At 71.0% G+C, this 21,787-nt stretch carries 17 protein-coding genes; 8 read left to right on the top strand and 9 right to left on the bottom strand.

Features of this window, described 5'->3' with window-relative positions:
* Window positions 1-124 precede the first annotated feature (124 nt).
* From ABIE67_RS07280 to ABIE67_RS07265, 4 genes are all read left to right on the top strand, one after another.
* Window positions 125-1,522 (top strand): FAD-binding oxidoreductase, encoded by a 1,398-nt coding sequence (locus tag ABIE67_RS07280; RefSeq protein WP_370255191.1) that lies wholly within the window; start codon window positions 125-127, stop codon window positions 1,520-1,522.
* A gap of 128 nt (window positions 1,523-1,650) precedes the next feature.
* Window positions 1,651-3,063, top strand: coding sequence for a cytochrome P450 (locus ABIE67_RS07275; RefSeq protein ID WP_370255188.1), 1,413 nt, complete (start codon window positions 1,651-1,653; stop codon window positions 3,061-3,063).
* A 199-nt stretch (window positions 3,064-3,262) separates the two neighbouring features.
* A complete protein-coding gene (locus tag ABIE67_RS07270) occupies window positions 3,263-4,741 on the top strand; it encodes an MFS transporter (protein ID WP_370268303.1) in 1,479 nt (492 codons plus the stop codon).
* A 39-nt stretch (window positions 4,742-4,780) separates the two neighbouring features.
* On the top strand, window positions 4,781-5,215 hold the full coding sequence (locus tag ABIE67_RS07265) for a hypothetical protein (RefSeq protein ID WP_370255186.1): 435 nt from the start codon (window positions 4,781-4,783) through the stop codon (window positions 5,213-5,215).
* Between the two features lie 9 nt (window positions 5,216-5,224).
* On the opposite strand, the gene ABIE67_RS07260 is transcribed toward ABIE67_RS07265, so the two are convergent.
* Both ABIE67_RS07260 and pdhA read right to left on the bottom strand, forming a co-directional pair.
* Complete coding sequence (locus ABIE67_RS07260; protein WP_370255182.1) at window positions 5,225-8,911, bottom strand: GDSL-type esterase/lipase family protein; 3,687 nt, start codon at window positions 8,909-8,911, stop codon at window positions 5,225-5,227.
* A 1-nt stretch (window position 8,912) separates the two neighbouring features.
* On the bottom strand, window positions 8,913-10,025 hold the full coding sequence (gene pdhA / locus ABIE67_RS07255) for a pyruvate dehydrogenase (acetyl-transferring) E1 component subunit alpha (RefSeq protein WP_370255177.1): 1,113 nt from the start codon (window positions 10,023-10,025) through the stop codon (window positions 8,913-8,915).
* Between the two features lie 27 nt (window positions 10,026-10,052).
* Between pdhA and ABIE67_RS07250 the strand changes: the two genes are divergently transcribed.
* From ABIE67_RS07250 to ABIE67_RS07240, 3 genes are read left to right on the top strand one after another with little or no spacing between them, the layout of a single operon-like run.
* On the top strand, window positions 10,053-10,229 hold the full coding sequence (locus ABIE67_RS07250; RefSeq protein ID WP_370255173.1) for a hypothetical protein: 177 nt from the start codon (window positions 10,053-10,055) through the stop codon (window positions 10,227-10,229).
* The gene (locus ABIE67_RS07245; RefSeq protein ID WP_370255169.1) at window positions 10,226-10,438 is read left to right on the top strand and encodes an MbtH family protein; all 213 of its coding nucleotides are present in this window, start codon (window positions 10,226-10,228) and stop codon (window positions 10,436-10,438) included. Before ABIE67_RS07250 ends, ABIE67_RS07245 begins: the two co-directional genes overlap by 4 nt.
* Window positions 10,439-10,465: 27 nt before the next feature.
* Window positions 10,466-11,692 (top strand): cytochrome P450, encoded by a 1,227-nt coding sequence (locus tag ABIE67_RS07240; protein WP_370255167.1) that lies wholly within the window; start codon window positions 10,466-10,468, stop codon window positions 11,690-11,692.
* A 42-nt stretch (window positions 11,693-11,734) separates the two neighbouring features.
* Here ABIE67_RS07240 and ABIE67_RS07235 read toward each other — a convergent pair whose 3' ends face one another.
* Genes ABIE67_RS07235 through ABIE67_RS07220 form a run of 4 tightly spaced genes read right to left on the bottom strand, consistent with a single transcriptional unit; the run spans window position 11,735 to window position 16,028 of the window.
* On the bottom strand, window positions 11,735-12,601 hold the full coding sequence (locus ABIE67_RS07235) for a sugar phosphate isomerase/epimerase family protein (RefSeq protein WP_370255165.1): 867 nt from the start codon (window positions 12,599-12,601) through the stop codon (window positions 11,735-11,737).
* Window positions 12,598-13,614, bottom strand: a complete 1,017-nt coding sequence (locus ABIE67_RS07230) for a Gfo/Idh/MocA family oxidoreductase (RefSeq protein WP_370255163.1) — start codon at window positions 13,612-13,614, stop codon at window positions 12,598-12,600. The genes ABIE67_RS07235 and ABIE67_RS07230 overlap by 4 nt, the downstream gene beginning before the upstream one ends.
* 15 nt (window positions 13,615-13,629) lie before the next feature.
* On the bottom strand, window positions 13,630-15,057 hold the full coding sequence (locus tag ABIE67_RS07225; protein WP_370255161.1) for a sugar porter family MFS transporter: 1,428 nt from the start codon (window positions 15,055-15,057) through the stop codon (window positions 13,630-13,632).
* 11 nt (window positions 15,058-15,068) lie between these two features.
* Window positions 15,069-16,028, bottom strand: a complete 960-nt coding sequence (locus ABIE67_RS07220; protein ID WP_370255159.1) for a TIM barrel protein — start codon at window positions 16,026-16,028, stop codon at window positions 15,069-15,071.
* Between the two features lie 278 nt (window positions 16,029-16,306).
* On the opposite strand from ABIE67_RS07220, the gene ABIE67_RS07215 reads away from it, so the two are divergent.
* The gene (locus ABIE67_RS07215) at window positions 16,307-17,308 is read left to right on the top strand and encodes a LacI family DNA-binding transcriptional regulator (protein WP_370268298.1); all 1,002 of its coding nucleotides are present in this window, start codon (window positions 16,307-16,309) and stop codon (window positions 17,306-17,308) included.
* A gap of 277 nt (window positions 17,309-17,585) precedes the next feature.
* On the opposite strand, the gene ABIE67_RS07210 is transcribed toward ABIE67_RS07215, so the two are convergent.
* From ABIE67_RS07210 to ABIE67_RS07200, 3 genes are all read right to left on the bottom strand, one after another.
* Entirely contained in the window at window positions 17,586-18,590 is a 1,005-nt protein-coding gene (locus ABIE67_RS07210) for a sugar ABC transporter substrate-binding protein (RefSeq protein ID WP_370255157.1), read from the bottom strand.
* A 279-nt stretch (window positions 18,591-18,869) separates the two neighbouring features.
* Window positions 18,870-19,589: a C40 family peptidase gene (locus ABIE67_RS07205; RefSeq protein ID WP_370255155.1), complete on the bottom strand. Its 720-nt coding sequence runs from the start codon at window positions 19,587-19,589 to the stop codon at window positions 18,870-18,872.
* A gap of 1,124 nt (window positions 19,590-20,713) precedes the next feature.
* Entirely contained in the window at window positions 20,714-21,772 is a 1,059-nt protein-coding gene (locus ABIE67_RS07200) for an NAD-dependent epimerase/dehydratase family protein (protein WP_370255153.1), read from the bottom strand.
* Window positions 21,773-21,787: the final 15 nt, after the last annotated feature.

Raw genomic sequence — 21,787 nt, 5'->3', positions numbered from 1 at the left:
CCTCGTTTCGATACATCGATACGAGGTGCGAACGGATCCGCGCACCACGCCCCCGCTGCCCGCCCGGACGTCACGCGCCGTCATCCGTCCGCGGTTCACCGTCTTCACACAGAGGGGTCCGGCCATGGGCGGCATCAACGGAACGGCACTCGAAGGCCTGCGCGAGACACTGCGAGGACCAGTCATCACCGCGCGGGACCCGGGCTATGACGAGGCCCGCAGCATCTACAACGCCATGATCGACCGGCGCCCCGCGGCCTTCGCGCAGTGCGTGGACGTGGCGGACGTGCGGGCCGTGCTCGCCTTCGCGAGGGAGACCGGAGTCGAACTCGCCGTGCGCGGCGGCGGCCACAGCGGACCCGGGCTGTGCCTGGTCGACGACGGGCTCGTCCTCGACCTGTCGACGATGCGCGGGGTGCACGTGGACCCCCGCGCGCGGACCGCACAGGTCGCCGGCGGCGCACAACTCGGCGACCTGGACCACGCCGCCCACACGTTCGGCCTGGGCGTGCCGGCCGGCATCATCTCGATGACGGGCGTGGGCGGCCTCACCCTCGGCGGCGGACACGGCTACCTCACCCGAAAGTACGGCCTGACCATCGACAGCCTCCGGTCCGCCGACGTCGTCCTCGCCGACGGATCGTTCGTCACCGCCTCCGAGGAGGAGCACCCGGACCTGTTCTGGGCGCTGCGCGGCGGCGGCGGGAACTTCGGCGTCGTCACGTCGTTCACGTTCGGGCTGCACCCCGTGGACACGGTCGGGGTCGCGGTGACGGTGTGGCCGGTCGACCGCTCACCGGAAGTGCTCCGCTGGTACCGGGAGTTCCTGCCCGCCGCGCCGCAGGACCTGTACGGCTTCTACACCAACTTCGTCATTCCGCCCGGGCCGCCGTTCCCCGAGCCGATCCACGGTCAGAAGATGTGCGGCGTCGTCTGGTGCTACACCGGCGACCTGGCGGGCGACCGCCTGGAGCAGACGCTGACCGCGGTGAACGAACCGGCGCCGTCCGCCTTCCACTTCACCACGCCCATGCCCTACCCCGCCCTCCAGGGCATGTTCGACACCCTGATCCCGAAGGGCTACCAGTGGTACTGGCGCGGTGACTTCTTCGACACCATCTCCGACGCCGCGATCGACGTGCACCACAAGTACGGCGAGAACATCCCCACCGCGCTCTCCCTGATGCATCTGTATCCCGTGGACGCCGCCGCCCACCAGGTCGGAGCCGACGACACGGCCTGGGCCTACCGCGACGCCGTCTGGTCCGGCGTGATCGCCGGCGTCGACCCGGACCCCGCCAACGCCGAGCTGATCCGGCAGTGGTCCGTCGACTACTGGACCGACCTGCACCCGCACTCCATGGGCGGCTCCTACATCAACTTCCTCGGCGAGGCGGAGAGCTCGGACCGGGTCCGGGCGACCTACCGCGGCCACTACGACCGACTCGCCGCGACCAAGCACACCTACGATCCGGACAACTTCTTCCACGCCAACCAGAACATCCCGCCGACGGCCGGCTGACGGCCGGCAGACGTCCGAGCCGCACCCGTCGTTCACCCGGGAGGGCCGCCTGGGGTAGGGTCACCGGCGTCGCCGGCTACTGACTGGTAGTGCGCCGGTGCGGGGAGTGTCGGAGGAGCGGCAGGACGATGGAATCCCAGGTGGGCGAGAGCGGATCCGTGGACATCGACGGCACCCGCTTGGAAGAACTGACTCCCGAACCACTGCTGACCCGCGACTACGAGACCCGCCCCTCCCTCGTGTACGAGCGGCTGCGGCAGCGACACGGGCCCGTCTCCCCCGTCGACCTGCTCGGAGTGCCCGCCTGGCTGGTCCTCGGCTACCGCGAGGCGCTGCAGGTCCTCCAGGACGACGACGCCTGGCCCAAGGGGCTGGAGAACTGGCGGGCCCGCACCGAGGGCGAAGTGCCCGCCGACTGGCCGCTCGGGCCGTCCCTCGAGGTCAACCACGTGCTGATCCAGGGCGGCCCCGGATACCCCTCGCTGCGCACGGCGTGGGATGCGGCACTCAAGCCCTTCCAGGACCCCGGCCACCCGCAGGCCAAGCGCCTGAAGGCGGCCGTCACCGCCTACGCCGACGACCTGATCACCCTGGTGGGACAGGGCGGCGGCACCGGCGTGGCCGACCTGTCCGCGCAGTTCTCCCGGCCGCTGCCGCTGATGGTGGCCAGCCATCTGCTCGGCTTCCCCGGCTCCCAGGGCGACGACGCCCTGATGGACATGTGGCGCGTGCTGGACGCCGGTCCGGACGCGGGGCCCGCCCTGGAACGACTGCTCGCCACGCTCGCGGAACTGGCCGCCGTGAAGCTCGAGGAGCCGGGCGACGACTTCCCCTCCTACCTGCTCGCCGCGCACCCCGGCCTCTCGCTCGACGAACTCGCCCGTGAGCTGTTCATGCTGCTCGGCATGACCTCCGACCACGTCGGCATCCTCATGTCCAACACCGTGGTCGAGGTCATCTCCGGCGACGGCGGCGTACGCGCCAGCCTGTCCGCCGGGATGATCAGGGAGAGCATGAACCGCGTGGTCATGCGCAAGCCGCCGCTGGTGAACTTCGTACCGCGCTTCGCCGCCGAGGACACACCGCTCGGCAACTACACGATCCGCGCGGGCGACCCGGTGTGGGTCTCCTCCGCCGCCGCGCACGCCGACCCGCTCTTCGCCGACCATGTGGCGCCGAGCAGCACGATCAGCACCCGGGCGCACCTGTCCTGGGGCGCGGGCCGCCGCCAGTGCCCGGCACGCGAGCTCGCCTCGACGGTCGCGGCGGCCGGCGTGGGCCGGCTCTTCGAGCGGTTCTCCCACCTGGACCTCGCCCTTCCGGCCGACCAACTGCCGTGGCGCTCCTCGCCGTTCATGCGCGGTCTGCGCTCACTGCCCGTGCGGTACGAACTCGCGCCGATGCCCGAGCGGGCGACGCCACCGCAGATGGCCCTCGATCCGGCTCCGGAGACGGCCGACGCGGTGCTGCCGGACCGCTCCGCCAGGCAGCGATCGTCACTCTGGCGCTATCTGACGGGCCTGATCCGCGGCGCTCGCTGACCTGGGCGTCCCGCGCCGGCTCGGCACGGCACCGTGATCGAGTGGAGGGCCGCACGGCACCGGCGTACGGTCGAATGGTGGCGGGAACCAGCCACCGAAACCCCGCCCACGGCACACCGCCATGAGCAACCCCGAGCCGACACCCGAAGCACGGACCACCCCGCAGGAAACGGAGCGGAGCGAGAGCCGTGGCAGCGGTATGGCGCTGCTGGTCATCGCGTCCTGTCAGCTCATGGTGGTGCTCGACATCACCATCGTGAACATCGCGCTGCCGGACATCCAGCGCTCGCTCGGCTTCTCCACGACCAGCCTGTCCTGGGTGGTCAACGCGTACACGCTCACCTTCGGCGGACTGCTGCTGCTCGGCGGCAGGATGGGCGACATCCTCGGCAGACGGCGCGTGTTCGTCTTCGGCGTCCTGCTCTTCGTGCTCGCTTCGCTGCTCGGCGGACTGTCCCAGAACGAGTGGCAGCTCCTCGCCGCTCGTGCCCTCCAGGGCGTCGGCGGCGCCATCGCCTCCCCGACCTCCCTCGCCCTGATCAGTACGACCTTCCCCGAAGGGCCCGAACGCAACAGGGCGTTCGGCGTCTTCGCCGCGGTCTCGGCGGGCGGCGGCGCGATCGGGCTGCTGGCGGGCGGCGTGCTCGTCGAGTGGCTCAACTGGCGCTGGGTGCTGTTCGTCAACGTGCCCATCGGGCTGCTCATCGTGGCCGCCACCCCGCGCTGGATCCGGGAGTCCGAGCGGCACGCCGGCCACTTCGACGTGCTGGGCGCGATGACCTCCACCATCGGCATGGTGCTGCTGGTGTACGGGTTCATCCGGGCCGCGCAGGACGGCTGGCGGGACGCGCTCACCCTGGCCGCGTTCGGGGCGGCCGTCGTCTTCCTGCTGCTGTTCGTCGTGGTCGAGGCGCGCTCCCGGCAGCCGATCACGCCCCTGCACATGTTCGCCGACCGCAACCGGGCGGGCACCTACGGCATGATGCTCAGCCTCGCCGCCGCGATCTTCGGCATGTTCTTCTTCCTCACGCTCTTCGTGCAGAACGTGCTGGACTTCAGCCCCCTCGAAGCCGGGCTGGCCTTCCTCCCGGTGAGCGCGGTCATCGCCATCGGCGCGGGGCTCGCCTCCCAGCTCCTGCCCAGGTACGGGCCCAAGCCCTTCATGGTGACGGGAGCGATCCTGGCCGCCGCGGGCCTCGGCTGGCTGACCCTGACCGACATCCACTCCACCTACGCGGGCAGCATCCTCGGCCCGATGCTCGTCTTCAGCCTCGGCATGGGCATGGAGTTCGTGTCCCTGACCCTGATGGCGCTGTCCAACGTGGCCACCCATGAGACGGGCGCCGCCTCCGGGCTCCTCAACGCCACGCAGCAGGTCGGCGGCTCCCTCGGACTGTCCATCCTGGTCACGATGTTCGGCACGGCGAGCAACAACGAGGCCGACAAACAGGTCCCCGCCTTCCTGTCCCAGGCGACCCCGCTGGAGCGGCTGAACTTCGAACGCACAGGGCAGCTCCCGCCGCCCTACGCCGACGAGGTCCTCACCGCGGGAGTCTCCGCCGCCTTCATCATGGCCGCGATCTTCACCGTCATCGCCGCGGTGATCGCCCTCCTCGTCATCCAGGTCCGCCCCTCCGACCTGGAACGCCTCCAGGGCGGCGGGATACCGCCCGCCTGACACGGGGACGGCGACAGGGCGGGCCCCTATGATCGGCGCGTGGACGCAGCCGACCGAGACGCCCAGCGCCTGCCCGTCGCCCTGTGGAGTGCCGCCGGGCGGCTCAGGAAGACGGCGTACGAACTGTTCCTGGAGCACCAACCACACATCGGCTGGCGCGAGTTCGTCAGTTACGGCGCGACGCCCGGCATGCAGGTCCTCGGTGTGACCCTCGACCTCCGGGACGGCCGTGCCATGTTCTGCGGCCTCACCGTGCGCATGTCACCCGAGGCCTTCTCCGTCGAGGCGGACATCGGGGTGGACGCCCCGGAGGACGAGGAGAACGGCGGGTACCGCTACCTGCTGGAGATCCCGGAGGCATTCGCCGGCTCGCTCGACGAATACCTCCCGTTGATCGAGAGCCAGGTGGATCAACTGATCGAGGCGGCACCGCCCTTCCTCCGCGAGCTGCGGTCGGGCGCCTCCCAGGGGTGAGCGGCGCGGTCAGCCGCCGGTGCGCGCCGCGATGATCGGTGCCAGTCGGTCGGCGATGACGCGGTGTCCCTGGTCGTTGGGGTGGACGGAGTCCGACAGATCGCCGGAGCCCAGCCAGCCCGTCGTGTCGACGAAGGAGAGCCGGGTGTCGCCGCCGTCCACGGCCGCCTTGACGGCTGCCTCGGTCTGCGGGACGTAACGGCCGCGGAAGGTCTCCAGCGCGAAGATCCAGGCCCGCGGATAGGCGGCGCGGACCTTGCGCAGCAGACTGCCGTACGCCGACTGGAACTGTGCCGAACTCACGCCGTGCCCCACGTCGTTGGTGCCCAGGTTGATGACGACCGCGTCCGCCTGGTAGCGGCCGAAGTCCCAGTCGGGCGTCGTGGAGTTGGGGTTGAGCCTGCCGAACTGCTGCTCCAGACCCACGCATCCGTCGGCCGTCGCGACGAGGCAGGCCCCGCCCTGGGCGACCTGTGTGTGCTCGGCGCCCAGCCGTTCGCCGGTCAACCAGCCATACGCGGTCCGGGCGTTCTGCGAGGTGGTCGTGCCCACCGTGATCGAGTCGCCGACGAACTCGATCAGCTTGGTCGGGGCCGGCGGGGCGAACGTCGTCGCCCCGCTGTCGAGGGCCAGCCCCTGGAACACGGCGTCACCGCGATAGGAGCCCGCGACCACCTGGTAGTTGACCTGGAGTGTGTGGTTGCCGGAGGACAGCGGCGAGGGGGTCAGGTCCACGGTGCCCTTGACGTCGTCGTAGAACTTCACCGGCCCGTTGTCGATGCGCGCCCAGAAGTCGATCGTGTTGCGCTGCTTGAGCTTGACCGTCCGCCCGGTGAAGCCGACGCGGTAGTACGCACCGGCCCAGTACGGCGTGTAGAGGGTGCTGGAGCTCCGGGTGTCCCAGCGGCCCACGAACTTGATGTTGGGGTCCCCGGGCTGGCCGGGAGCGGCCGCCTGGGCCGACAGCTCGGCGGCGCTGCCCAGGCGGGCGGCGATGACGGGCGCCAGCCGGGCGGCGAACTTGGTGTGACCCGCCTCGTTGGGATGGCCGTTGCCGTCCTCGTAGTCGGCGCCGTCGGTGAGCCAGCCCGTGGTGTCGACGTAGTGCACCTTGGCGTCACCGGCGGCGTTGCGGGCGCCGACGGCGGCCCTGGTCTCGGTGACGTAGCGCTTCTTGAGCGTCTGGAGGGCGAAGAGCTGGGCTTCGGGGTGCCTGGCGCGCACGTCGCCGAGGAACTTGGTGTACGCCGCCTGGAAGGCGGAGCCGGACACGCCGTGGCCGATGTCGTTGGTGCCGAGGTTGATGACGACCGCGCTCGCCCGGTAGCGGGAGAAGTCCCAGTTCTGGTCGCCGGTGCTGGCTGTGCGGAAGTACTGGCCGCTCAGGCCGACGCAACCGGACTGCGCGACCAGGCAGTAGCCGGCGCGGGCGATCCGGGTGTGCCGCATCCCCAGCTGCTCGCCGGTCTTCCAGGCGTACGAGTCGAGCGCCAGCCGGTCGGTGAGGGCGCCGGCGGTGATCGAGTCGCCGACGAACTCGACCAGTCCGGACGGCACGGTGGGACTGACCGTGCGCGCGCCGGAGTCCAGAACCAGGCCCTGGAAAACCGTGTCGCCCGACCGGTAGGAGATCCGCAGGGTGTGGGTGCCGGGGGAGAGGGGCTGCGGAGTGAGGTTCACCGTCCCGCGTACGCCCGCGTGGAAGACGTCGGGGCCGCCGTCGACGCTCGCGTAGAAGTTGACCGCGTCCCTCGCCCCGACCTTCACCGTGGTGCCGGTGAAGGCCGTTCGAAGGTACGCGCCTGACCACTGGGGCACGGCGGCGGTGCCCGAACTCGTGTCCCAGCGGCCCACGTAGACGATGTTGGGGTCGGACACCGACCCGTCGCCCGCCGCTGCCCGCGCCGGAGAGCCGCCCGCCCAGGACAGCGACAGAAGGCAGGCGACGAGCGCCGCGGTGACGACGAGGGAAAGGGTGCGTCTGGGGTGAGGGGGTGTCTGCACGGGGATCCCTTTCACGTGGGGGGTTGGGAGCGCTCCCATGAAGAACTGCGTTTCGAGAGAAGCAATGAAACGGTTCAGCGTCAAGGACTCCTGTGATGAGTCGGGTAATCCGGTGAAGGGTGTGACGACCTTCACGCCGATGTGGCGGAAAGTGATGAATTCGTCCGCCCAGATGGTCACGGCGGGGGTGTCGCGGTGACTGCGGAGGTATTTCTCGGCGGTGGCGTCGAGGGGGGTGCGGGTGCCCGGATCCGGCCGGCCGGGCGCTGCGGAGGCTGGTGAGGAGGCCTGCGAGGGCGCCCCTGAGGGTGCCGGTGAGGACGCCTGTGAGGACGTCCCTGAGGGTGCCGGTGGAGGCGCCTGTGAGGACCGCCGCGCCCCGGTCGTCCCGTAGCCGGTGAGTACGGCCCCGGAGCCAGGTTCCTCCGACGCGATGTCCGCCACCGTCAGCAGCGGCGCCCCCACCCGCACGACCTCGCCCGCCCGGCAGTGCAGGCCCGTCACGGTTCCGGCATACGGACTCGGCAGTGTCACCACCGACTTGGCGGTCTCCACCTCGGCCACGACCTGGTCCTGCTCGACCGTGTCACCGACCGCCACTGTCCACTCCAGCACCTCGACGTCCGCCAACCCCTCGCCCAGATCGGGCAGATGGAAGGTCCGGCCGGTCGAGTCGGCCGGAATGGCGGCGACTTGACGGAACCCTCGCTCGGTTTCATCCGGCAGCAGCCGACGCAGCGCCTCCAACACCCGCCCGGTGCCCGGCAGATGCGCACTCTCCAACAGCGGCGGCGGATACGGGATGTCGAACCCGGTGACCCGCAGCACCGGCGCGACCAGCGCGTCGAAGCACCGCTCCTGCACCCGGGCCGCGATCTCGGCACCGACCCCGGCGAAGCCCTGCGCCTCGTGCACGACCAGACAGCGGCCGGTGCGGCGGACCGACGCGGTGAGCGTACGGTCGTCCAGCGGGACGAGGCTGCGCAGATCCAGCACCTCCACGTCCAGGCCCTCGACCGCGGCCTCCCGGGCCGCCTCCAGGGCGACGGCGACCGACGGGCCGTACGCCACCATCGTCGCGTCGCTTCCGGGCCGACGGATCGCGGCGGTGCCGAACGGCTCGGTCCGGGTGGGGAGTTGGAGCGCCTCCTTGGTCCAGTAGCGGCGCTTCGGCTCCAGGAAGATCACCGGGTCCGGATCGTCTATCGCCTCGCGCAGCAGGGAGTAGGCGTCCGCGGCCGTCGCCGGTGTCACCACCTTCAGGCCCGCCGTGTGCGCGTAGTACGCCTCGCTGGAGTCGCTGTGGTGCTCCACGCCCCCGATGCCGCCGCCGTACGGGATGCGGACGACCAGGGGCAGCGGGAGCACGCCCCGGGTGCGGTTGCGCGTCTTGGCCATGTGGGAGGCGATCTGCTCGAACGCCGGGTAGGCGAAGGCGTCGAACTGCATCTCCACCACCGGCCGGAACCCGGCCATCGCCATGCCGACCGCGAGCCCCGCGATGCCGGCCTCGCTGACCGGGGTGTCGAAGCAGCGCCGGTCGCCGAACTCGTCGGTGAGCCCGTCGGTGACCCGGAAGACGCCGCCGAGGCGGCCGACGTCCTCGCCGAAGACCACGACGCGTTCGTCCGCGCCGAGCGCGTCCCGCAGGGCGGCGTTGAGGGCCTGCGCCATCGCCACGCTCGTCGTCATGTCAGCGTCCCTCCAACTCGGCCCGCAGAGCCGCGCGTTGCTCGGTCAGGTGCGGGGGCGGCGACGCGAAGACGTGGTCGAACAGGGCCAGGGGGTCGAGCTCGGGATCCTCGGCGAGCCGTGCGCGCACGTCGGCGGCGTAGGCCTCGGCCTCGGCGGTCGCGGCGTCGGCGTCCTCGGGGGTCAGTACGCCGCGCTCGCGCAGGGCGGACTCCAGACGGGTGATCGGGTCGCGCCGGCGCCAGTGCTCGGCCTCCTCGGCCGGGCGGTAGCGGGAGGGGTCGTCGGCGCTGGTGTGCGGGCCCAGGCGGTAGGTGTGCGCCTCGACCAGCCAGGGCCCGCCGCCCGCCCGCGCGTCCTCGACTGCCGTACTCAGCACGGCGAGGACGGCCGCGGCGTCGTTGCCGTCCACGTGTTCCGCGCGGACGCCGTAGCCGATGCCCTTGTAGGCAAGGCCCGGTGCCGCGCACTGGGCGGACAGCGGGACGGAGATGGCGTACCGGTTGTTCTGCACGAGGAAGACCACCGGCGCCCGCAGCACGCCGGCCAGGTTGAGGGCCTCGTGGAAGTCGCCCTCGCTGGTGGCGCCGTCGCCGACGAGCGCGAGGGCGACGGTGTCCGTGCCCTTGAGCCGCTCCGCGTGGGCCAGTCCGGTGGCGTGCGCGGCGTGGGTGGCGAGCGGGGTGCACTGCGGCGCGGTGCGGTGGTGCAGCGGGTCGTAGCCGCAGTGGGCGTCGCCGCGCAGCAGCGTCAGCGCCTCGACCGGGTCGATCCCGCGGCTGATCAGCGCGACGCAGTCCCGGTAGGTGGGGAACAGCCAGTCCGTGTCGCGCAGCGCCAGCGCGGCGCCGACCTGGCAGGCCTCCTGGCCGAGGCTGGACGGGTGGACCGCCAGCCTGCCCTGCCGGGCGAGCGCGGTCGCCTGCTCGTCGAAGCGGCGCCCGAGGACCATCTTCCGGTACGCCGTCAGCAGGGTCGCGGACGACGGCTCCCGGTACGTCCCGTTCGCTGCTCCGTCCTGCGGTGACAGAAGGGAAACCGGAACCTGGGACGGGAGCCAGGGAGAGAGCTCCACCCCATTCCCCGGAGTCGTATGCGTCGGCGTCTGACCCATGTTTCCGCCACCCTTTCCTCACGGCTCGTGGCGTCTCGGATGATGCGCGGCCGTGTCGACCACCACGACGTCCCCTGCACCCATGGCCAGATGACCCGGCCGGGACCGCTGGACCGGATCGGCCCCGAACTCGCCCGACGACTCCGCACCGCCGCACTCGACCTCACCGCACCCGACCCCACCCACCGGAGGAACCCCGCATGACCACCAACCCCTTCGACGACGACACCCTCCAGCACCACGTCCTCGTCAACGACGAGGGCCAGCACTCGCTGTGGCCCGCCTTCGCCGAGGTGCCGGCCGGCTGGACCGTCGTGCACGGTCCCGCGAGCCGGCAGTCCTGCCTGGACTACGTTGAGGAGCACTGGACCGACATGCGTCCCAAGAGTCTCATCCGGGCCATGGGCGCGTAGGGAACAGCGGAAACGGGAGGAAACGGGATGACCACACGGCGGACGATCGCGCCGGAAGAGCTCGACACGCTGAACCTGGCCGATCCACGGCTGCACGCCGAGAGCGACCTGACCGCCGTGTGGCGCCACTTGAGGGAGCATCAGCCGGTCCACTGGAACCCGGCGACCGACACGGCCCCGGGCTTCTGGGTGGTGTCCCGGCACGCCGACGTCACCTCCGTGTACCGGGACAGCACACGCTTCACCTCCGAGGGCGGCAACGTCCTGGAAACCCTCCTCGCCGGCGGCGACACCGCGGCCGGCCGCATGCTCGCCATCACCGACGGGGCGAAGCACACGGGCCTGCGCCGCCTGCTGATGTCCGCGTTCTCGCCACGGGCACTGGAGCCGATCGTGGAGAGCGTGCGGCGCACCGTGACGCGGCTGCTGAAGGACGCGCTGGAGAAGGGCACCTGCGACTTCGCCGCCGACGTGGCGGCCGGCATACCCCTCGGCGCGATCTGCGACCTGCTCGGCGTCCCCGACCAGGACCGGGCCTACGTGCTGAGCCTGACGTCCTCCGCGCTGGGCTCGCACGAGGCGGACAGTACGGCGGCGGACGCGTGGATCGCCAAGAACGAGATCCTCCTCTACTTCGCCAACCTCGCCCGCGACCGGCGCGACAGCGGCCACGCGGACGTCATCGCGCTGCTCGCGGGCAGCAAGGTGAACGGGCTGCCGCTGGACGACGACGAGATCATGCTCAACTGCTACAGCCTGATCCTCGGCGGCGACGAGACGGCCCGCCTGTCCATGGTCGGCGCCGCCCTCGCCCTGCTGGACCACCCCGACCAGTGGCAGGCCCTCAAACGGGGCGACGCCGGCATCGACACCGCCGTCGAGGAGATCCTGCGCTGGACGACCCCCGCCCTGCACTCCGGACGCACCGCGACCACCGACACCGAGGTGGGCGGCCGAGCGGTCAAGGAGGGAGAGATCGTCACCGTCTGGAACGCCTCCGCCAACCGCGACGAAATCATCTTCGACACCCCCGGCGAACTACGCCTGGACCGCACGCCCAACAAGCACGTGACCTTCGCCTACGGCCCCCACTTCTGCCTCGGCGCCTACCTGGCACGGGCGGAGATCGGCGCCGTCCTGACCGGCCTGCGTGACCTGGTGGCGGAGTTGGAGCAGACCGGCCCCGCAAAGCCCGTCTACTCCAACTTCCTCAGCGGGCTCAGCGCACTGCCGCTCGCGCTGAAGGCCGCCTGAACGCCGGATCGCTGACTTCTGTACCGCTGACCTCTGGTCCGCTTACGCGGCAAGCTCCTTGCGGATGCGGTCCAGCATGAACGCGGAGGACTCCACGGCCCGCTCCTCCCAGGCGAAGACGCAGGCCGTGGCCACGCCGTCGAAGTCCAGCTCGCGCAGCGTGCCGAAGAAGGCGTCCCAGTCGACCTCGCCCTGCCCGATGTCCAGGTGCTGGTGGATCCGGGCCGGGGTGCCGGGCGGGTTGAGGATGTACCGCAGACCGGACGAGCCCTTGTGGTTGAAGGAGTCCGCGATGTGCACATGCCGGAGCTTGTCACCGGCGTAGCGCAGCATCGCCGCGATGTCCGCCGTCGGGTCCGCGCCCGAGAGGTGGAAGGAGTGCGGGGCACAGTAGAGGTAGTTCACCCAGGGCTTGTCGATCGCGCGGACCAGGTCGACCGCGGGGGTGTTCTCCTCACAGAAGTCGTCGGGGTGCGCCTCCAGGTTCAGAGCGATGCCTTCGCGCTCGAACACCGGGAGCAGCTCCTCCAGCGAGCGCCAGAAGGCCGCCTCGCTCTCCGCGGCGCGCTCGGGGCGGCCGTTGAACTCGCTGTTCATCAGCTGACAGCCGAGGTCGGCGGTGATCTCGATCATCCGCTTCCAGTAGCGGACGGCCGCCTGCCGCTCCGTCTCGTCGGGAGACGACCACTTGTACAGCGGCAGCACGGAGGACAGCTGCACGCCGTGCGTGCGCAGGGCGCTCTTCAGCTCGGCGATCCGCTCGTCGTCGGCGCGCGGGTGCACGAAGAACGGCATGAAGTCGTCACGGGGGGACAACTCGATGTAGTCATAGCCGAGTTCGGCGACCGTACGCACCATCGTGTCGATGGGAAGCGTGCGGAGCATGTACGGGTCGAGGGCGATTTTCACGCAGCACCTCCGTAGAACGCCGGGCGGGGCTTGAGGTCGGTGGCGACGACGCGGCCCGACTCCAGGGCCTCGACGGTCGCGCTGGTGATGACGGTGGCGGCGTACCCGTCCCAGGCGGAGGGGCCGGTGGGCTCGTCACCGGCGGCGATGCCCGTGATCCACTCGCGGAACTCGGTGTCGAAGGCGTCCCGGAAGCGGCCGACCCAGTCGGTGAGCACCTCGGTGCTGTGCTGAGCGGCGGTGCGCACGCCGACGGCGGCCGGCTCGGGCAGCCGGACGAGGCCCTCCTCACCGACGGCCTCGCACTGGATGTCGTAGCCGTACTGGCAGTTGACGAAGACCTCCAGGTCGATGCGGACGCCCTTGGCGGTCTCGAAGAGCATGATCTGCGGGTCCTTGAGGTGCGCGAACCGCTTGCTCGTGGCGCGCGGGGTGACGACCTGAGTGGAGACGATCTCGTCGTCCAGCAGCCAGCGCAGCACGTCCACCTCGTGCACGGCCGTGTCGAGGGCGGCCATCGAGGACGTGTACGACTCCGGCACGGTCGGGTTGCGGTGGGCGCAGTGCACGATCAGCGGTTCGCCGATCCGGCCGGAGTCGATGACCTGCTTCAGCTGCCGGTAGCCGGCGTCGTAGCGGCGCATGAAGCCGACCTGCACCAGGCGCCGGCCGTGAGCCGTCTCGGCCTCGACGATCCGCAGACCGTCCTCGGCGGTGGTGGCCAGCGGCTTCTCGCAGAACACCGGCTTCCCGGCGGCGATGGCACCCAGCACGTGCTGGGCGTGGGTCGGGCCCCAGGAGGTGACGAGGACGGCGTCGACGTCGTCCGCCGCGACCACGGCCGCACCCTCGGGCAGCACTCGTGCACCGACCGGCGTCGCCGCCTCCTGGGCCCGCACGGCGTCGATGTCGGTGACCGCGGTGACACGGGCGCCGGTGACGGTGTCGGTGAGCCGCCGGATGTGCTCCTTGCCGATCCAGCCGGCGCCGATGACGCCTACGCGTACAGTCATGGTTCTCTGTCCTAACTAGGAGTAACGCGCCCGGAGTTCGGCTTCGAGGGCTTCGAGCGAGCGGCCCTTCGTCTCGGGGACGTAGAGCTTGACGAAGGTGAGCGAGACCAGACCCGCCACCACGAACAGGAAGAAGGTGTTGGAGATCCCGATGCCGGAGACCAGCGACGGGAATGCCAGGCCGCTCACGAAGTTGGTCAGCCACAGCACCACGGCCGCGACGCCCATGCCGAAGCCGCGCATCCGCATCGGGAAGATCTCCGACAGCATCAGCCAGGTCACCGGCGAGATCGCACCCTGCTGGAAGGCCAGGAACGTGACGGTCATGGCGAGCACGGCGTAGGCACGGCCGTCACCGGCGGGCAGCACCAGGGAGAAGACACCGATCAGCAACAGAGCGGCCGTGGTACCGATCTGACCGACCATCAGCATGGGGCGGCGGTTGACCCGGCCGAGCAGCCAGATGCCGACGAAAGTGGCCAGTACCGAGATCACGCCGTTGGCGATGTTGGCGGTCAGCGCGCTGTCGGAGGCGAATCCGGCGTCGGTGAGGATCTGGGTGCCGTAGTACATGATCGTGTTGACACCGGTGATCTGCTGCACGATCGCGATGCCGAAGCCGACGAGCATCAGCTTGCGGATCCACGGCGTGGCCTTCATGTCCTGCCAGGCGCCGAGCTTTTCCTGCTCCTCCTTGACGGCGAGCGCGGACACCTCGGCGAGTTCGGCCTCGGCACGCTGCTGCGAGCGGACCTGCTTGAGTACCTCCAGGGCCTCACCGAAGCGGGTCCGGGAGGCGAGCCAGCGCGGGCTCTCCGGCATCACGAGCATGCCGAACCACAGCACCACCGCCGGGAGGGTGGCGATCACCAGCATCCAGCGCCACACGCCGCCGGACTCCCCGCCCACCCGGGCGATGATCGCGTTGGACGTGAACGCCAGCAACTGGCCGCTGACGATCATCAGTTCGTTACGGGTGACCAGCGCCCCGCGCCGCTCGGCGGGGGAGACCTCCGCGAGGTAGACCGGCACCGTCACCGAGGCGCCGCCCACCGCGAGACCGAGCACGAACCGGGCGACGACCATGACGGCGGTCGTCGGCGCCAGCGCGCAGCCGAGCGCGCCGATGAAGAACAGCACAGCGAGGGTGAGGATCGTACGGCGCCGTCCCCGCGCGTCCGACAGCCGGCCGCCGGCCACCGCGCCCAGCGCTGCACCGAGGAGCAGCGAGCTGGTGACCATGCCCTCGGTGACCGCGGTCAGGCCGAGGTCGTCGGTCATGTACGGCAGGGCGCCGTTGATGACACCGGTGTCGTAGCCGAACAGCAGTCCGCCGAAGGTGGCGATGACGGTGATGAGCCGCAGCCTGCGGGAGACCGCGGGCGGAGCGTCGTCCGTGAGAGGGGCGGGGGTCTGCGTCGCGTCGTCGTCCCTGACGTCCATGGGCGGTCTCCTCACCGGTCGAGAGTCGTGAGCGTCGGCCGCCGGGTACCCGACAGGCCGCAGCCCGCCAGGTGCTCACGGGTGCTCATGGCGATCGGGAGCGGCACGCCGGGTGCGCACGGGTACAGGTCCTGCTCGACGATCACGAACAACTCGGCGTCCAGCCGGGCGAGTTCGGCCACCACCTCGGCCGGCCTCGGTACGCCGGCGGGCGGCGACACGCACACGCCGCGCTTGACGGCCTCGCCGAACGACAGGTTCTCCGCGGCGACCTGGGCGAGGATCTCGGGGTCCATCTGCTTGATGTGCACGTACCCGACGCGCTCACCGAAGCGGCGGATCAGGTCGACGTTGTCACCGCCGCCGTAGGCGACGTGCCCGGTGTCCAGGCACAGGTTCGTCCAGCGGGAGTCGGACTCGTGGAGCAGCCGCTCGATCTCCGGCTGGGTCTGGAGGTGGCTGTCGGCGTGCGGGTGGATGACGAGCCGTACGTCGTACTCGTCGAGGAGCAGCCTGCCGAGCCGGTCGGCGGCCTTGCCGAAGCCCGCCCACTGTTCGGCGGTCAGCTCGGGCGACTCGGTGAAGGCGCCGGTCTTCTCGTCCCGGTACATGGGCGGGATGAGGACCAGGTGATGGGCGCCCGCGGCGGCGGTCAGCTCCGCGACCTGCCGGACGTGCGCGAGCATCCCGTCCCATGCCTCGGGCCGGTGCAGCGCGCCGAAGGCGGTGCCGCCGGAGACCTTGAGGCCACGCGCCCGCAGCTCCTCCGCGAGCTGCGCCGGGTCCGTGGGGAGATAGCCGTAGGGCCCGAGCTCCAGCCACTCGTACCCCGCCGCGGCCAGCTCGTCGAGGAAGCGGGTGTACGGGACCTGCTGGTCGTCCTCGGGGAACCAGACGCCCCAGGAGTCGGGGGCCGAGCCCAGGCACAGGTTGCCCGCGGTGGTGCGGAGCGAGGTTGGCGCCGTTGCCATGACAAGTCCTTCGGGGAGGGGAGGGGGTAGGGGAGTGAAGTGGAGCGGAGGGGCGGAGAGTGGGGGTGGAGGGGCGGAGGGTGGAGGGGCGGATGCCGGCGGGCGTATCCACGGATGCCCTGGCGCGCTCTACTAGCGCGCTCTAGTCCGAGTACGATGACCCTGGTCCAAATGTCATGTCAATAGCTTGTCGCCGGGAGATTTCGAGGCCCCGTTAAGGTGAGCGCGTCGAAGGGTGGGAAGCACAGGTGGATGCAGCAGGCAAGCAGCGGCCCACGATGGCGGACGTGGCCGAGAAGGCCGGCGTGTCCCGCGCGCTCGTCTCGATCATCTTCCGTGACCTGCCGGGGGCCGGCCGTGAGACCCGTGAGCGGGTCCTGCGCGTCGCCGACGAGATCGGCTACCGCCCGGACAACGCGGCCCGGTTGCTGGCCCGTGGCCGCAGCCGCACCCTCGGCGTGCTGTTCACCGTCCACCAGACCTTCCACACGGACCTCATCGCGGGCATCTACCCCGAGGCCGAACGGCTCGGCTACGACGTGCTGCTGTCCGGGACGACCCCGGGCCGCGGTCAGGCCAAGGCCGTAGAGGCTCTGCTCGGCCATCGCTGCGAGGGGCTGATCCTGCTCGCCCCCGAGGCCGAGCCCGGCTACCTCGACCAGCTCGGACGCCGTGCGGCGACCGTCTCGGTCGCCCGTCGCGCGCCCGGCGCCCGGGTGGACCTCGTGCACAGCGCCGAGGGCAAGGGCGTACGCCAGGCCATGGACCACCTCGTGGAACTGGGCCACCGCCGGATCGCGCACATCGACGGCGGGCGCGGCTCCGGCTCGGCCGAGCGCAGGCGCGCCTACCGGGCCGCGATGCGCAGGCACGGGCTGGTGGACCACGTAAGGGTGATCCCCGGCGCCCACACCGAGGAGTCGGGCATCGAGACGGCCCGCATACTGCTGGCGGAGCGCGGCCAGGGGTTGCCGCTGCCCACGGCGGTCCTCGCGGGCAACGACCGGTGCGCGATCGGCCTGTTGATGACGCTGACGCAGGCGGGCGTCGAGGTCCCGCGCGAGGTGTCGGTCGTCGGCTACGACGACAGCCACCTCTCCCATCTGATGTCGATCGGCCTGACCACCGTCCGCCAGGACGCCGTCCTCATGGCCGAGCACGCGGTCCGCTTCGCCGTGGACCGGCTGGAGGATCCCGAACTGGAGCCGCGCGAGGCCGTGTTGGACCCCAAGCTGGTCGTCCGGGGCACCAGTGGGCCGGCCCCGCAGGAGCCGGCCTGAGCACGGAATCAGCGGCGAGGCCGGCCGCGCCCCGTCGCGGCCACGACCGACCCCGCCTGTCCATGGCCGCGCCTAGGGGGTGTTTTAAAGTCCCGCACAGCGCCCGCGGCGCCCGGCACGCACCCTCGCCGCACCGGCCAAAGGCCCGAGTACGTCCAGTACGAGGGCCTTCGTCCGGCACTCCCCCAGCCTTCGGCCGGGGGGACCCCCAGGGCACGCACCGGACACCGCGGGCACCGCACGGGACTTTCGAAACACCCCCTAGGGGACGTTTCCCCTAGCGCGTGCCCTTCGCGGCGAACTCGGCCACCGCGTCGACGTTGTCCTTGGTGATGAAGGCGGGCCCGGTCAGCACCGGAGCCGTGCCGCCGCCGCTGAAGTTGCCGTTCGTCCTGTACAGCCACAGCGAGTCGACCGCCAGGTAGCCCTGGAGGTACGGCTGTTGGTCGACGGCGAACTCGACCTTGCCGTCCTGCACGGCCGTGACCAACTCCTTGTTCAAGTCGAAGGTCGCGACCTTCGCCTTGCCGCCCGCGTCGGCCACCGACTGCACGGCGGTCAGCGCGAACGGGGCGCCGAGCGTGACGACTTGGTCGATGGAGGAGTCCTGCTGGAGCTTGGCGGTGATCGTCGACTTCACGGACGGCATGTCGGTGCCGTTGACGTAGAGGATGTCCGTCTTGCCCGAGAACCCCTTCTTCAGGCCGGCGCAGCGGGCCTCCAGGGCGACATGGCCCTGCTCCTGGATGACACAGATGGCGTGCTTGGCACCGACCTCGTCGAGCCGCTCACCGAAGGCCTGGCCCGCGATGTTCTCGTCCTGCCCGAAGTACTCGAGCATGCCGAGGCCCTTCCAGTCGTCCAGGCCGGCGTTGAAGCCGACGACGGGGATGCCGGCCGTTGTGGCCTTGGCGACCACGGCCTTCATGGCGCTCGGCTTGGCCGCGGTGAGGGCGATGCCGTCGACCTTCTGGTCGATCGCGTTCTGTACCAGGTTCGCCTGGTTGCCGGCGCTCGGGTCGCTGGAGTAGACGAGCTTGATGTTGTCCTTGGCCGCGGCGGCCTCGGCTCCCTTGCGGATCAGGTCCCAGAACGTGTCACCCGGAGCCGCGTGGGTGACCATGGCCACGGTCATCCGGGGCGTGGTCGCCTTGCCGGCCGAGGCGTCCCCGGAGCCCTCCTCGGACTGCTTCCCGCCGGAGTTGCTGGAGCATCCCGCGGCGAAGAGGGTGGCGGCCAGTGCGGCGGCGGTCAGCGTCGCGGCTCGGTGGTGTCTGCGCATGTCCCATGCACCTCGCTGTGCTGGTCGGGGCGGGTTCCCAGGTGGGGGAGGGTCACGGGTACCACCCGCTGGATAACGGCTTGAGCGCTCCACTAGCGCGCTCTAGTGGCAGGTACTATGCGGCGCTCCCCAGATGATGTCAATGGGTTTGTCAGGACGTATCGACAAAGCCGAGGTGGGGCGGTGTCACCGCGTGGCGCATCGCGAGGTGAAGGGGGCGAAGAAGACCACCCCGCCTGATGGAGGGGGCGGGGTGGTGTCGGTGGCCGTGCCGATGGCTCAGGCGGGCCGTATCGCGCTGTGGATCGCCGACTCTCCGGCGTAGTGGATCGACTCCTCGCGGATCGCTGCCCCGGGCCCCGGGGCGTGGATCATCATGCCGTTTCCGGAGTAGATCCCGACGTGGCCGACGTGGAAGAGGACCAGGTCGCCGGGTTCGAGGTAGGTGAGCGCGATCCCCTGGCCGGCGGTCGCCTGTTCCGGCGCGGTGCGGGGGAGGGTGATACCGGCGGCCTTCCAGGCGGCCTGGGTGAGGCCGGGGCCGTCGTAGGCGTCCGGGCCGCTGGTGCCCCAGACACAGGGCTTGCCGAGCTGGGCACGGGCGAAGTCCAGGGCGCGCGTGGCTCGGGTGTCCCGCGGTGCGGTCGATGTGAGGGCGGTGGTCGCGGCGAGGACCTGGCCGGTGTCGAGGGCCTGGCCGGTGTCGGGGGCCCGGCCCGTGTCGTAGGCCGTGTCGTAGGCCTGTCCCGTGGTGAGGTATGGGCTCGTTGCGGTGGTGGTCAGGGGGTCGGTGGCCGGGGCTGGCGTGGTGGTCCAGGCCGATGTGCCGGCCGGGGCCGTGGTGAGGTCGGCCGGCCCCTGGGCCTGCAACGCCTGCCACTGTGTCTCGGCCGAGGGCTGGATCCGGGTCGGCGTGGCACTCCAGGAGTCGACGGCGGGCAGACTCTCGACGGCGGCAGCCGGGCTCTCGATCGCGGCGAGCGGCGCGCCCTGCTGCACGGCGTACCGGAGAGAGCACGTCGCGTGCCTGGGAGAGCTTTCGCTGGTTCCGCTCCTTGGACGCCCGTAGAGAGGACTGCTGTTGCGGCTCGGCCGCGGGGTCGGCGGAAGGGGCGGGAAGGGCGAGGACTTCCCGTGGTGCCTCCGGTGCCTCCGGTGCGGCCGGAAAGGCGGCCACAGGGCCGGCGGTCAGTTCGGCCAGCGGAGCCCTCCCGGTGGCCGAACCGGACGTCAACTCGGCGACGGGCGCGGCGGGCAGCTCCAGGGCGGCGGCGCGGCCGGTGGCTTCCCGCCCGCGGTCGGCGAGGCCGGCTCCCGCGCGCGTTGCCCGCGCCCCGCCGGGACGGTCCGGCAGTCTGTCGGTCGGCAGCACCGCCGGCACGGTCGGACCCAGCTTCGAACGGACCCCGTCGAACCACTGCCGGGTGACGCTGTCGAGCGCGGGGTCGCGGCGCCTGTCGTCGTCGTTCCGCGGCCCGGCGCCGGGGCGGCGTCCGGTGTCCGTCGGCCGGTCGGCGCGCTTGCGCGGGCCGGTTGCCGCCGCGCGGGTGGCGTTGAAGGTGCCCGTGTCGGATTCGGCCTGGTCGTAGAGGGAGCTGACCCGTCGGCTGACCTCCTCGCGACTCGGTGTCTCGTCCCCGGCCGAGGGGGCGGCGTTGGCCGTCTGGGCGAGCAGGGCCACAGAGGTGAGGGCTGCCGACGCGAGGGCGGAATTGCGCATGCCAGGGAGGCTCAGAGCCCCCGGACGCGCGCTGCGTTCCGGCGCCATGGGCGACGTACTCCTTCCGTACTCCGCGTACCGGGTTAGCGTGGGGTCCCCCCAGGCCGTTCAGGCACTGGGGGAGGGTTCGGGCGGTCGGTCCGGAAGGTGTGCCCTACGGCCCTTGCCCCAAAGGGCGGTTGGGCCGATTCACCCCGAGTTCGGTTGGGTCCCCGGCTCCAGTGGGCCCTCGCGGACACACCGGACTAGGCGGAGGCCGCGCGTCCCGGCGGGGTTCGCCGGAGGTCGTCGTGCGGTCCGATGCGTAACCTAACCAACTTGTGAGCCTCCCGTGAAGATTGACATGTGAAATGTCCGATACGTTTTTGTGACCTTCGACGCTTGGCGCGGTGGGCAGCGGAATTCACTTCGCGGCGCGGTGGCTTCGCCACGCTTCGTAGTGATCCAGGACCGTCTGCTCGATCGGGCGGTAGGTGATGCCCAGTTCGCTCACGCTGCGGCTGTTGTCCACCCGGAACCGGATGCCGAGGTGTTTGCGGATGTAGTCCTGCGTCAGCCCGAAGGCCGGGCCCAGGACGCGTACCGGCCAGTGGGGGAGCGCGGTGCGCGGGAGGCGCGGGTCGCGGGGGTGTCGGGTCCGGATGATGCGGGACATCTCGTGGAAGGACGTCACGGTCCGGTCGGCGAGGATGTAACGGCCCTTCGCGTCCGGGTTCTCGGCCGCCGCGATGTGCGCGTCGGCCACCTCGCGCACGTCCACCGTGGTGAAGCTGAAGTCCGGGGCGCCGTAGAAGAAGTAGCCCTTGAACAGCTCCTCCAGCAGGAACAGGCTGCCGGACTCCGAGGTCGGGGTGAGGGAAGGGCCCAGGATCAGGCCGGGGTTGACCGCGACCATCCGCCAGCGGTCCTGGGCGGCCTCCGCCTCCCAGGCCGCGCGTTCCGCGACCGTCTTGGCGTAGTGGTAGGGGTTGTTCTCGACCGTGCTGGTGGTGTTGAAGTACCGCTCCGACAGCACCCCGCCGTCCATGGCCGGTACGTCCGCGTAGTCGCCGAAGATCGCGCCCACGGTGGAGGTGAGGACCAGCCGCTCGACCGTGGGCGTCCGTTCGACGGCCGCCAGCACATTGCGCGTGCCGAGCAGGGCCGGGTCGACCATGTCCCGGCGGCCGTCCTTGATCTTCTCCGGCATGCGGAACGGCGACGCCACATGGAACACCACCCGGCAGCCGGTCATCGCCTCGCCGAAGGAGCCCTTCGTCAGCAAGTCGGCCTCGAACAAGGAGAGTTGGCCGGGGTGCGCCTCCTGCATGTCCCGCAGCGGCCGTACCTTCGCCGCGTCGGCGGTGCCGCGCACGGTGGCGTGGACCCGGTACCCGCGCTCCAGGAGCCGCTTGACCAGATGACTTCCGACGAACCCGCTGCCGCCGGTCACCAACACCCTCGCCGAGCCGCCCTCGCCCACGCCCTCACCCCTCCA

Source organism: Streptomyces sp. V4I8 (genome assembly GCF_041261225.1).
Taxonomy (GTDB): domain Bacteria; phylum Actinomycetota; class Actinomycetes; order Streptomycetales; family Streptomycetaceae; genus Streptomyces.
Note: the sequence above shows the minus strand (reverse complement) of the source record. Positions and strands in the feature narration are given on the sequence as shown.